Source organism: Pseudomonas sp. St386 (genome assembly GCF_018325865.1).
In the GTDB taxonomy this organism is placed as follows: Bacteria; Pseudomonadota; Gammaproteobacteria; order Pseudomonadales; family Pseudomonadaceae; genus Aquipseudomonas; species Aquipseudomonas brassicacearum.
Genome location: NZ_AP021900.1, coordinates 1206163 through 1218451 on the forward strand (window position 1 = coordinate 1206163; position 12289 = coordinate 1218451).

General features: G+C 59.7%; 13 protein-coding genes and 1 tRNA gene. 9 read left to right on the plus strand and 5 right to left on the minus strand.

Annotated elements, in window-relative coordinates:
- Nucleotides 1–162: 162 nt before the first annotated feature.
- From KI235_RS05175 to KI235_RS05190, 4 genes are all read right to left on the minus strand, one after another.
- Nucleotides 163–522: a hypothetical protein gene (locus tag KI235_RS05175; protein ID WP_212795575.1), complete on the minus strand. Its 360-nt coding sequence runs from the start codon at nt 520–522 to the stop codon at nt 163–165.
- A 383-nt stretch (nt 523–905) separates the two neighbouring features.
- Nucleotides 906–1157, minus strand: a complete 252-nt coding sequence (locus KI235_RS05180; RefSeq protein WP_212795576.1) for a hypothetical protein — start codon at nt 1155–1157, stop codon at nt 906–908.
- 98 nt (nt 1158–1255) lie between these two features.
- Nucleotides 1256–1585, minus strand: coding sequence for a hypothetical protein (locus tag KI235_RS05185; protein ID WP_003197976.1), 330 nt, complete (start codon nt 1583–1585; stop codon nt 1256–1258).
- A 367-nt stretch (nt 1586–1952) separates the two neighbouring features.
- Nucleotides 1953–2037, minus strand: a tRNA-Leu gene (locus KI235_RS05190).
- A gap of 108 nt (nt 2038–2145) precedes the next feature.
- Between KI235_RS05190 and queA the strand changes: the two genes are divergently transcribed.
- From queA to KI235_RS05220, 6 genes are all read left to right on the plus strand, one after another.
- Entirely contained in the window at nt 2146–3195 is a 1050-nt protein-coding gene (gene queA, locus KI235_RS05195; RefSeq protein ID WP_013692319.1) for a tRNA preQ1(34) S-adenosylmethionine ribosyltransferase-isomerase QueA, read from the plus strand.
- A gap of 14 nt (nt 3196–3209) precedes the next feature.
- Entirely contained in the window at nt 3210–4325 is a 1116-nt protein-coding gene (gene tgt, locus KI235_RS05200; RefSeq protein ID WP_161796642.1) for a tRNA guanosine(34) transglycosylase Tgt, read from the plus strand.
- A 43-nt stretch (nt 4326–4368) separates the two neighbouring features.
- Nucleotides 4369–4707, plus strand: a complete 339-nt coding sequence (yajC, locus tag KI235_RS05205) for a preprotein translocase subunit YajC (RefSeq protein WP_003197982.1) — start codon at nt 4369–4371, stop codon at nt 4705–4707.
- A 63-nt stretch (nt 4708–4770) separates the two neighbouring features.
- Nucleotides 4771–6639: a protein translocase subunit SecD gene (gene secD, locus KI235_RS05210; RefSeq protein WP_027913128.1), complete on the plus strand. Its 1869-nt coding sequence runs from the start codon at nt 4771–4773 to the stop codon at nt 6637–6639.
- 9 nt (nt 6640–6648) lie between these two features.
- Nucleotides 6649–7563 (plus strand): protein translocase subunit SecF, encoded by a 915-nt coding sequence (gene secF / locus KI235_RS05215; protein ID WP_003197985.1) that lies wholly within the window; start codon nt 6649–6651, stop codon nt 7561–7563.
- A gap of 117 nt (nt 7564–7680) precedes the next feature.
- Complete coding sequence (locus tag KI235_RS05220) at nt 7681–8229, plus strand: glycine zipper 2TM domain-containing protein (protein WP_003197986.1); 549 nt, start codon at nt 7681–7683, stop codon at nt 8227–8229.
- Nucleotides 8230–8983: 754 nt separating this feature from the next.
- Here KI235_RS05220 and suhB read toward each other — a convergent pair.
- A complete protein-coding gene (suhB, locus tag KI235_RS05225) occupies nt 8984–9802 on the minus strand; it encodes an inositol-phosphate phosphatase (protein WP_003185165.1) in 819 nt (272 codons plus the stop codon).
- A 144-nt stretch (nt 9803–9946) separates the two neighbouring features.
- Here suhB and trmJ point away from each other — a divergent pair, with 144 nt between their 5' ends.
- From trmJ to iscR, 3 genes are all read left to right on the plus strand, one after another.
- A complete protein-coding gene (trmJ, locus tag KI235_RS05230) occupies nt 9947–10717 on the plus strand; it encodes a tRNA (cytosine(32)/uridine(32)-2'-O)-methyltransferase TrmJ (RefSeq protein WP_003197989.1) in 771 nt (256 codons plus the stop codon).
- Between the two features lies 1 nt (nt 10718).
- Nucleotides 10719–11495 carry a serine O-acetyltransferase gene (gene cysE / locus KI235_RS05235; RefSeq protein ID WP_003197992.1) on the plus strand — a complete coding sequence of 259 codons (777 nt, stop codon included), beginning with the start codon at nt 10719–10721 and terminating at the stop codon, nt 11493–11495.
- Between the two features lie 268 nt (nt 11496–11763).
- Nucleotides 11764–12255, plus strand: coding sequence for a Fe-S cluster assembly transcriptional regulator IscR (gene iscR / locus KI235_RS05240; protein ID WP_003185160.1), 492 nt, complete (start codon nt 11764–11766; stop codon nt 12253–12255).
- Nucleotides 12256–12289 lie beyond the last annotated feature (34 nt).

Below are 12289 nucleotides of genomic sequence, written 5' to 3' on the forward strand. Positions count from 1 at the left end.
TCCATGTGTTCCACCTGGGCTGGAAGCTCCGGTTTACAAGGGTTTCGCTGGTGGAACAACGAAAATGTAAAACCGGAACACAAGCTAAGTGGTACACGTTTGGTGTTCCGCCTAGGGGCACCGGTTTTGGATTATCACCGCTTCAGCGGTGATATGTTCGGGTCACGCTGCTAGCAATTCCTCGATAGAAAGTGCCTGTGCCATTTCAAGGATTTTGCGATGGGTGATGTGTTTGGGACCCATTGGGGCCTGCAAAGAGACGTTGAGATCCTCCAAGTTGCTATAGCGACGCCCGAGCGCTTTCTCTGTCGCGGTGAACTGTGCGGCGACTTTAGTAAAGTTTTGCGCCGCCTTGTCCAAGCGTTCTGCCCAGAGTAGGCGTGCCGCGTTCAGCTGGTCTTGATGATAATCTGCAAGGCGCTGCTTCGCGTCTGAGATCGCAACATCCAATTTCTCAATCTCGGTCGTTAACGTAGCCAGAAGCGTATTGAGTCCACGTTTACCTTGAGCGGCTTGCGTCATTGCTTCCGATGCTTGAGAGCTTTTTCGGCACGCTCTTCGGCTGCGTCGTCACCGTCGGCCAAAGCTGTTGCGTATGCGTCGGCAGCACGTTGTTCAGCGGTCTGAGCTTTTTCGATTTCGCCGAGTTGCTCCCGTTGTGCTTTCTCAAGCTTGGAGGAGATTTTCGTGCGTTTATCTCATGGCTGTTTGAACTCGCCTTTTTCCTCATGACTGAGGCTTGGCGGCCTCACTTCAGCCTTTGAAATCCGACAAAACAAACGAAGTACAGCTTGTAAGATAAACCTCAACCCTCTCCAACGACGGAATCACCTCGCTACACGACTCGGTGCGCTCCCCGTCCGCCTCCCGCATCACGCTAACGGTATACCCGCCCTCAGCCCGTCTCAGGATGCAGCATATTTAATCGCACGACCCTCTTCGTCACTAAACGACGTAGCGACGAGATCCTTCTCCGGCAAGGCTTGCACCGTTCGCGTCATCAGTGTTTTACGCTTCGCAGCGTAATCCTTCGCGGCGATCGCGCCGACAATCGCGACGGCAACCCAGAAGAGCATTTCCAGGTTGCTCACCATTCGCCGTTTCGCTTCATGGGTTTCGGTTAGCCAACTGCCTATCACTGTGATGATGTCGTCCATGGATTGCCTGCGTAGGCGTGTGTTCTGGCTGTTAAGTCTGCAACGCGGAGCGTCGCGGGATGCGTTACCACGCGGAGCGTGGGAACGAGCGCTGCGGTTTATAGAATATCTTTCACATAACCGTTAAGCGCGATGAGCGGAGCGTGAAGGTCGTCCATCTTCTGCACAGCGCTGAAATCCGCAGCTAAACGATGCAGCTCTCGGCCCAGCACCGTATCCATCCCGCCAATCGCTCCCAACGCTAAATCCAGGCATCGACTGATTTCGCCCTGAATCCCAGCCACATCGCCCCGCCGTATCAGCAACTCAAAAACCTCACGGTCGCAACTGCCCATCAACGGATCATCCCGCAGAATTGGGCTGTGGCCTTCTGTCTCATAAGCCAGCTTGAGGGAGTAAAGAGCGACCGTTTCCAGCAGCAATTCCATGGGGTGAAGTCCTTTGTGACTGGGTGAGGAGGGTGGGGTGATGGTTAATGTCTTGGATTTGGCTGCTCGGGGTATTGGTGAGGGTGGAGACTTTTTTGTGAGCGCTTCGCGCTCAAGCGGGAGCAAGCTCCCTCGCCACAGGTTCTTCTCCTACCACAGGATCTTCCCTGCCACCGGTTCTTCCTTGTCCCCAGGTTCTTCCTCACCATGGGGTTGGGTATTTGGGGCCGCTTCGCGACCCAGCGGGGATAAATCCCCTCGCCACAAAAGCGGATCGGGGTTTGGCTTGGATCTGCTTGGGCCCCGGCCAAACCACTTTCCTGTAGACGAAAAAAAAGACCTTGAATTTCAAGGTCTTTCTTTAAGATGGTGCCCCGAGGGAGACTCGAACTCCCACTCCTTTCGAAAACGGATTTTGAATCCGCCGCGTCTACCAATTCCGCCATCAGGGCTCAATGGCGGCGAAGTATAGAGAGGTGCCTACCGTTGGTCAATCACGTTTCATGGTGAATTTTTGATATTTCCGCTAGACTTTCCGGCCCTGCTAGACGAACCCCATCATGCGTGTTGCTGACTTTACCTTCGAACTCCCGGATTCGCTGATCGCTCGCCACCCCCTGGCCGAGCGTCGCGCCAGTCGACTGTTGACCCTGGACGGGGTCAGCGGTGCCATGGCTCACCGTCAATTCACTGATTTGCTTGAGCATTTGCGCCCGGGCGATTTGATGGTGTTCAACAATACCCGGGTGATTCCGGCGCGCTTGTTTGGCCAGAAGGCCTCCGGCGGCAAGCTGGAGATTCTGGTGGAGCGGGTGCTGGACAGCCATCGCGTGCTGGCCCATGTGCGGTCGAGCAAGTCGCCCAAGCCCGGTTCGTCGATCTTGATCGACGGCGGCGGTGAGGCGCGGATGGTGGCGCGCCATGATGCGTTGTTCGAGCTGGCGTTTGCCGAAGAGGTGTTGCCGCTGCTCGACCGTGTTGGGCACATGCCGTTGCCTCCTTATATAGACCGCCCGGACGAAGGTTCGGACCGCGAGCGTTATCAGACCGTGTACGCCGAGCGCTTGGGGGCGGTGGCGGCGCCGACGGCGGGGCTGCATTTTGATCAGCCGTTGCTGGAGGCCATTGCGGCCAAGGGCGTGGAGACGGCGTTCGTGACGCTGCACGTCGGCGCCGGGACGTTCCAGCCGGTGCGCGTGGAGCGCATCGAAGACCACCACATGCACAACGAATGGCTGGAAGTCAGCCAGGAAGTGGTCGATGCCGTGGCGGCCTGTCGCGCCCGCGGCGGTCGGGTGGTGGCGGTGGGGACCACCAGCGTGCGCTCCCTGGAAAGCGCAGCCCGCGATGGCGTGCTCAAGCCGTTCAGTGGCGACACCGATATCTTTATCTACCCGGGCCGGCCGTTTCATGTGGTCGATGCCCTGGTCACCAACTTTCATTTGCCTGAATCCACGCTGTTGATGCTGGTTTCGGCGTTCGCCGGTTATCCCGAAGCCATGGCCGCCTACAAGGCCGCTGTCGAGCATGGATACCGCTTTTTCAGCTACGGTGATGCGATGTTCATCACCCGTAACCCCGCGCCACGCGGACCCGAGGAAACAGTATGAGTCGCACCTGTCGCATGTCCTTCGAGTTGCTCGCCACCGATGGCAAGGCTCGTCGCGGTCGTCTGACCTTCCCCCGCGGTACCGTGGAAACCCCCGCGTTCATGCCGGTGGGCACCTACGGCACGGTCAAGGGCATGCTGCCGCGTGACATCGAGGCGATTGGCGCGGAAATCATCCTGGGTAATACCTTCCACCTGTGGCTGCGCCCGGGCATGGAAGTGATCAAGGCCCACGGCGACCTGCACGATTTCATGCAGTGGAAAGGCCCGATCCTGACCGACTCCGGCGGCTTCCAGGTGTTCAGCCTGGGCGCGATGCGCAAGATCAAGGAGGAGGGCGTGACCTTCGCTTCTCCGGTGGACGGTTCCAAGGTGTTCATGGGGCCGGAAGAGTCGATGCAGGTGCAACGCGACCTGGGCTCGGACATCGTGATGATCTTTGACGAATGCACGCCGTACCCGGCCGATGAAGACGTGGCGCGGGTGTCCATGGAGCTGTCGTTGCGCTGGGCCCAGCGGTCGAAGAACGCCCATGGCGACAACACCGCCGCGCTGTTCGGCATCGTCCAGGGCGGCATGCACCGCGACCTGCGCATGCGCTCGCTCGAAGGCCTGGACAAGATCGGCTTCGACGGCCTGGCGATTGGCGGCCTGTCGGTGGGCGAGCCCAAGCACGAGATGATCAAGGTGCTCGATTACCTGCCGGGCGAAATGCCCGCTGACAAACCTCGTTACCTTATGGGCGTTGGCAAACCGGAAGATCTGGTTGAGGGTGTGCGCCGCGGTGTGGACATGTTCGATTGCGTGATGCCAACCCGTAATGCCCGCAATGGGCATCTGTTCATCGACACTGGTGTGCTGAAGATCCGTAACGCGTTTCATCGCCATGATAATTCGCCGCTGGATCCGACGTGCGATTGCTACACCTGCCAGAACTTCTCTCGCGCTTATCTGCATCATTTGGACAAGTGCGGCGAAATGCTCGGCAGTATGCTCAATACCATCCACAATTTGCGCCATTACCAGGTGCTTATGGCTGGTTTGCGCGAGGCTATTCAACAGGGTACATTGGCCGCCTTTGTCGAGGCCTTCTATGCCAAGCGCGGGTTGCCTGTACCGCCCTTGGACTGAGTTTTCCGATCCCTAGATTCAATACTTGCAACTGGAGTGCTAAATGAGCTTTTTTATCTCTAATGCCATGGCTGACGCGGCTGCACCTGCTGCTGCCGGCCCTATGGGCGGCGGTTTCGAGTGGATTTTCCTGGTCGGCTTCCTGGTCATCTTCTATCTGATGATCTGGCGTCCACAGGCCAAGCGCGCCAAAGAGCAGAAGAACCTGCTGAGCAACTTGCAGAAGGGCGATGAAGTGGTCACCACCGGCGGTATCGCTGGCAAGATCACCAAAGTGGCTGATGACTTCGTGGTTCTGGAAGTGTCCGACACTGTTGAAATGAAGTTCCAGAAGGGCGCTATCGCGGCCACGCTGCCAAAGGGCACGCTGAAAGCGATCTAAGTAACAACTTCTATTCAATCGACGGGGCGCGCAAGGCGCCCCGCGTCATAAGCGGGCGGCGTGATGCTGAACAAATACCCTCTGTGGAAATATGTACTGATCCTGGCGGTGCTGGCGGTCGGTCTGATTTATTCCGCTCCCAATCTATACCCGGATGACCCGGCCATTCAGGTCAGTGGCGCAAGCACTGCGCTGCAGGTCACCCAGGCCGATCTGGACCGTGCGAGCGCTGCGCTCAAAGCGTCCAATATCGAGGTCAAGGCTGCGTCCATCGCCGAAAACGGCAAGGGCGGCCTGTTGCGTCTGGCCAAGGCCGAAGACCAACTGCCAGCCAAGGACGTGGTGCGCAAGGCGTTGGGCGACGATTACGTTGTGGCCCTGAACCTGGCCCAGACCACCCCGCAATGGCTGCGCAAGCTCGGCGCGCATCCGATGAAGCTGGGTCTGGACTTGTCCGGCGGTGTGCACTTCCTGCTGGAAGTGGACATGGAAAAAGCCCTCGATGCGCGACTGAAAGTCTACGAAGGCGACGTCAAGAGCTTGCTGCGTAAAGAGCGCGTGCGTTATCGCAGCCTGCCGCAACTCGACGGTGCCATTCAGTTGGGCTTCAGCGATACCGATACCCGCGAGCAGGCCCGTAGCCTGATCCGCAAGAACTTCAATGATTTCGACGTTGTGCCGGCCGACCTCAATGGTCAGCCAGTGCTGCGTCTGGCGATGACCCCGGCCAAGCTGGCGGAAATCCGCGAATACTCCATCAAGCAGAACTTGACCACGGTGCGTAACCGCGTCAACGAGCTGGGTGTGGCCGAGCCGATCGTGCAGCGCCAGGGCGCCAACCGCATCGTGGTTGAGCTGCCAGGCGTGCAGGACACTGCCGAAGCCAAGCGTATCCTCGGCAAGACCGCCAACCTGGAATTCCGCCTGGCCGCTGAGCCGGGTGCTTCCAAGGCGACTTCCGAGAGCTTCGAGTTCCGTGAGGGCAATCGTCCGGCGGCGCAGATCGAGCGTGGCCTGATCATCACCGGTGACCAGGTGACGGACGCCAAGGCGGGCTTCGACGAGCAGGGTCGTCCGCAGGTGAACATTCGCCTCGACGGCCATGGCGGCGAACTGATGAGCCGCGCTACGCGCAGCAACGTCGGTCGCAGCATGGCGGTGATCTTCATCGAGCAGAAGCCGACCACCACTTACACCAAGCAAGTGGTCAACGGCGTCGAGAAAGACGTCGCGGTGCAGACCTTCAAGGAAGAGAAAAAGATCATCAGCCTGGCGACCATCCAGTCGCCACTGGGCAGCCAGTTCCGCATCACCGGCCTGAACGGCCAGGGTGAATCTTCGGAACTGGCCCTGCTGCTGCGTGCCGGTGGTCTGGCCGCGCCAATGTACTTCGCTGAAGAGCGCACCATTGGCCCGAGCCTGGGTGCCGACAACATCACCAAGGGTATCGATGCTTCGCTGTGGGGCATGCTGTTCGTGTCGCTGTTCATCATCGCCATCTACCGCTTCTTCGGCATCATCGCCACCGTCGCGCTGGCAGTGAACATGGTGATGCTGCTGGCCTTGATGTCGCTGCTGGGTGCCACGCTGACCCTGCCGGGTATCGCCGGTATCGTGTTGACCATGGGTATGGCGGTGGACGCCAACGTGCTGATCTTCTCGCGGATACGTGAAGAGATCGCTGCGGGCATGACAGTTCAACGGGCAATCAACGAAGGCTTCGGCCGGGCATTCACCGCGATTCTCGACGCCAACCTGACCACGTTGCTGGTCGGCGGGATTCTCTTCGCCATGGGCACCGGCCCGGTCAAGGGCTTCGCAGTGACCATGTCCCTCGGGATCTTTACCTCGATGTTCACAGCCATCATGGTGACCCGCGCAATGGTCAACCTGATCTTTGGCGGTCGTGACTTCAAGAAGTTGTGGATTTAAGGGGCTGCCATGTTACGTACAATCAACTTCATGGGCGTTCGCAACGTTGCGTTCGGCGTCACATTGTTCCTTACCGTACTGGCGTTGTTCAGCTGGTTCCACAAGGGCCTGAACTACGGCCTGGACTTCACCGGCGGTACGCTCATCGAGCTGACCTACGAGCGTCCGGCCGACGTCACCAAGGTGCGTGAGCAGTTGGTGACCTCGGGCTACAGCGATGCCATCGTGCAGAGCTTTGGTGCGACCACCGACCTGCTGGTGCGTATGCCGGGTGCAGACCCGCAGTTGGGTCACCAGGTGGCTGAAGCCTTGCAGAAGGCCGGCGGTGACAACCCGGCCCAGGTCAAGCGCGTCGAGTTCGTTGGCCCGCAAGTGGGTGAAGAGCTGCGCGACCAGGGCGGCCTCGGCATGCTCATGGCCCTGGGCGGCATCCTGCTCTACCTGGCCTTCCGCTTTCAGTGGAAGTTCGCGGTGGGCGCGATTGTCTCGCTGATCCACGACGTGATCGTGACCGTGGGCATCCTGTCGTTCTTCCAGATCACCTTCGACCTGACGGTGCTGGCGGCGGTGCTGGCGATCATCGGTTACTCGCTCAACGACACCATCGTGGTGTTCGACCGGGTGCGTGAGAACTTCCGCGTGCTGCGCAAGGCCTCGCTGATCGAGAACATCAACATCTCGACCACCCAGACCCTGCTGCGGACCATGGCGACGTCGATCTCCACCTTGCTGGCGATTGCTGCGCTGTTGTTCTTTGGTGGCGACAACTTGTTCGGTTTCTCCATCGCGCTGTTCATCGGCGTGTTGGCGGGTACTTACTCGTCGATCTACATCGCCAACGTGGTGCTGATCTGGCTGAACCTGAGCACCGAGGACCTGATTCCTCCGGCTGCTGCTGAAACGGAAGTGGACGACCGCCCGTAAGGCTCCGGTTTCTATCCGTCACCACTGAAAAGGCGCGAGTTGAACTCGCGCCTTTTTTTGTGCTCCAAGGCTGGGAGAAGCGCGGATTAATCCGCTTGTGATGGTCAGGAGGTTCAAGTGAACAAATCGATGCTGGTTGGTGCGGTATTGGGTGCTGTCGGTGTAACAGCCGGTGGTGCGGTCGCCACCTACAGCTTGGTAAAAAGTGGCCCTGAGTATGCGCAAGTATTGGCCGTGGAGCCGGTCAAGACCCAAATCAAGACCCCGCGTGAAGTGTGCAAGGACGTCACCGTGACTCGGCAGAAGCCAGTCCAGGACCAGCACCAGATCGCCGGTACCGTCCTGGGCGCCGTAGCCGGTGGCCTGCTGGGCAACCAGATCGGCGGCGGCACCGGTAAGAAGATCGCAACCGTGGCGGGTGCGGCCGGTGGTGGTTATGCCGGTAACAAGATTCAGGAAGGCATGCAGGAGCGCGACACCTACACCACCACCCAGACTCGCTGCAACACGGTCAATGACATCAGCGACAAGGTTGTAGGCTACGACGTTCGCTACATGCTCGACGGCAAAGAAGGCAAAGTCCGCATGGACCGCGACCCGGGCAACCAGATCCCGGTGAACAAGGAAGGCCAACTGATCCTGGGCCAGAACGAACCGGCTCAGTGATCCAACCGCTATGAAAGAAGCACCCTTCGGGGTGCTTTTTTTTCGCCCGCATTTCATGCCCCACCCCAAATCCCATACTGGATGTGCCGGCCTCTTCGCGAGCAAGCTCGCTCCCACAGGGGATCTGCGGCAGGCTTCGATTTCCCGGCTACCCAAATCTTCTCTGTGGGAGCAAAGCTTGCTCGCGATAGTGGTGGGTCAGGTTGCAAGGATGTTGGATGTGTCGGCCTCTTCGCGAGCAAGCTCGCTCCCACAGGGGATCTGCGGCAGGCTTCGATTTCCCGGCTACCCAAATCTTCTCTGTGGGAGCAAAGCTTGCTCGCGATAGTGGTGGGTCAGGTTGCAAGGATGTTGGATGTGTCGGCCTCTTCGCGAGCAGGCTCGCTCCCACAGGGGATCTGCGGCAGGCTTCGATTTCCCGGCTACCCAAATCTCCTCTGTGGGAGCAAAGCTTGCTCGCGATAGCGGTGGGTCAGGTTGCAAGGATGTTGGATGTGTCGGCCTCTTCGCGAGCAAGCTCGCTCCCACAGGGGATCTGCGGCAGGCTTCGATTTCCCGGCTACCCAAGTCTTCTCTGTGGGAGCAAAGCTTGCTCGCGATAGCGGTGGGTCGGCTTGCATCAATGTTGGATGTGCCGCCGTCATCGCGAGCAAGCTTTGCTCCCACAGGCTTTGCTCTTGCAGATAATTGGAGGTATGTCGAAATCCGGGCATAAAAAAAGCACCCCGAAGGGTGCTTTTTTGTAGCCGGTTGCTTAGCGCTTCAGCGAAGCCGGCAGGTGCGGCTGGATGGCGGTGAGCACAGCCTTGAAGCATTTGGTGTTGCCGGCAACGATGTGGCCTTTTTCAAGGAAGTCGTGGCCGCCGGTGAAGTCGCTCACCAAACCACCGGCTTCCTGGATCAGCAGGGCGCCAGCAGCCATGTCCCACTCGGACAGGCCCGATTCCCAGAACGCATCGAAACGGCCAGCGGCCACATAAGCCAGGTCCAGGCTCGCAGCACCGGCGCGGCGGATGCCGGCGGTCTGGCCGACCAGGGCGCGGAACATGCCCAGGTAGTTGTCCAGGTTGTCCATCTGGTCATCGCGGAACGGGAAGCCGGTACCCAGCAGGGCGCCGTCCAGGCTGGTGCGGCCGCTGACGCGCAGGCGACGGCCGTTCAGTTGGGCGCCACGGCCACGGCTGGCGGTGAATTCTTCCTGGCGAACCGGGTCCAGCACGACGGCGTGTTCCAGGCGGCCACGGTATTTGCAGGCGATGCTGACAGCGAAGTGAGGAATGCCGCGCAGGAAGTTGGTGGTGCCGTCCAGCGGATCGATGATCCACAGGTACTCTTCGCCTTCGATGCCAGTGCCGGCGTGCATGCCGGTCTCTTCACCGAGGATGGAGTGGTTCGGGTAAGCCTTGCGCAGGGCGTCGACGATTTTTTGCTCGGCGGCGCGATCAACCTCGGACACATAGTCCTTGGCGTCTTTTTCATCGACCTTGATGGTATCCAGGCGCTCGATGGAGCGGAAGATCAGTTCACTGGCGCTGCGGGCGGCGCGCAGCGCGATATTCAGCATGGGCTGCATGGATGTGTCACCTAAGGTTGTTAAAGAAAGCCGCGCATTCTATCAGAAAGTTTTCTCAGGAGAAGGTTGGTGTTCGCTTTCATAGCTTAACGGTAGGTGCTTCTGTAAGATTTGCTCCCTTTATCGTGTTCGAGAGCGCCTCCCTTGTTGCAGAACATTCGTGTCGTCCTGGTCAATACCAGCCATCCGGGTAACATCGGCGGAGCTGCGCGGGCCATGAAGAACATGGGCCTGTCGCGCCTGGTGCTGGTCGAACCGCGCTTGTTTCCCCATCACGAAGCTGACGCCCGGGCCTCTGGCGCTGGTGACATCCTCGCCAACGCGCAGGTCGTCGCTACTCTGGAAGATGCCCTGGTGGGGTGCAACCTGGTGCTCGGCACCAGCGCCCGCGACCGACGTATCCCCTGGCCGCTGCTCGACCCCCGCGAATGCGGCACCAAAGTGGTCGAGGAAGCCGCGCAAGGCTTTGAGATTGCCCTGGTGTTCGGCCGTGAAGACTCCGGCCTGACCAACGACGAGCTGCAGCGATGTCACTTTCACGTGCATATCCCTTCCGACCCCGAGTTCAGTTCCTTGAACCTGGGGGCGGCGGTGCAGGTGTTGAGCTATGAAGTGCGCATGGCTTGGCTGGCAGCCGAAGGCAAGCCCAGCAAAATCGAAAAAACCGAGGTCACGTCGCCGCGCAGTGAGACACTGGCGACCATGGACGAACTGGAACGGTTCTATGAACACCTGGAACAGACCCTGGTGGACATCGAGTTCCTCGACCCGGAAAAGCCGCGACACTTGATGGCGCGCCTGCGTCGGTTGTACGGACGAAGCTCGGTCAGCCGGGCGGAGATGAATATATTGCGCGGCATCCTCACGGAAACCCAGAAAGCGGCCCGTGGCGAGCTGATTAAGCGGAAGAAATAAAATGTTCGAACGTTTGCGTGAAGATATCCAAAGTGTTTTCCATCGTGACCCGGCGGCGCGCAATGCCTTTGAAGTGCTGACCTGCTACCCGGGGATGCACGCGATCTGGATCCACCGCCTGTCCGGCGCCTTGTGGAACATGGGCTGGAAGTGGCTGGCGCGGCTGGTCTCGAACTTCGGGCGCTGGCTGACCGGGATCGAGATCCACCCGGGCGCCAAGGTCGGTCGCCGGTTCTTCATCGACCACGGCATGGGCATCGTCATTGGCGAAACCGCCGAGATCGGCGACGACGTGACGCTATACCAGGGCGTGACCCTCGGCGGCACCAGCTGGAACAAAGGCAAACGCCACCCGACCCTGGAAGACGGTGTGGTAGTGGGCGCCGGCGCCAAGGTGCTCGGGCCGTTCACGGTTGGGGCGGGGGCGAAAGTCGGCTCCAATGCCGTGGTCACCAAGGCCGTGCCGCCTGGCGCGACCGTGGTGGGTATTCCGGGGCGGATCATCGTCAAGTCCGATGACGAGCAGGACGCCCGCCGCAAGGCCATGGCCGAGAAGATCGGTTTCGACGCCTACGGTGTCGGCGAAGACATGCCCGACCCGGTCGCCCGCGCCATCAACCAGTTGCTCGATCACCTGCAGGCCGTCGATGGGCGCCTGGAGGGGATGTGCGGCGCCCTGAAGGACCTGGGCAGTAATTACTGTGCCAAGGACCTGCCTGAACTGCGCGAGGAAGACTTTGCGTGTGTGAAGGACAAGGATGAGACCCAGGCCAGCTGAAACCCTACTGGCCTCATCGCGAGCAAGCTCGCTCCCACAGGGGGGCTTTGGTGGATGCACAATTCGTGTACGCCGCAGATCCCATGTGGGAGCGAGCTTGCTCGCGATAAACGATAACGCGGTATCACTGGTCGCCGCCGGCCAGCCTTTGCTATGATGCGCGCGCTCTTTCGCGGGTAAACCTGAGTAAAGCACTAGGTCTTATACTTGACTTAAATACTCGGGAATTGCATACTCGCCCCCATTCCGAACTCCGTGGTAATTGTCCATGCGACTGACTACAAAAGGCCGATACGCCGTGACCGCAATGCTGGATCTGGCATTGCATGCGCAGCACGGGCCGGTGTCCCTGGCCGATATCTCCGAGCGCCAGGGCATTTCCCTGTCTTATCTTGAACAGCTGTTCGCCAAGCTGCGCCGTAGCAACCTGGTTTCCAGCGTTCGCGGCCCCGGCGGCGGCTACCAGCTGTCGCGCGACATGCAGGGCATCCAGGTCGCCCAGGTGATCGATGCGGTGAACGAATCGGTCGATGCGACCAAATGCCAGGGCCTTGGCGACTGCCATGGCGGCGATACTTGCCTGACCCACCACTTGTGGTGCGATCTCAGCCTGCAGATTCACGAATTTCTAAGCGGTATCAGCTTGGCTGACCTTGTAACTCGTCGTGAGGTGCAAGAAGTAGCCCAGCGTCAGGACCAGCGTCGTTGCAATAGCAAGGCGCCGCACCTGGACAAGATTGAAGCGTCCGCCGTCGAATGACTGCCGCAGAGCACGCGGAACGCCAGCCAGCCTG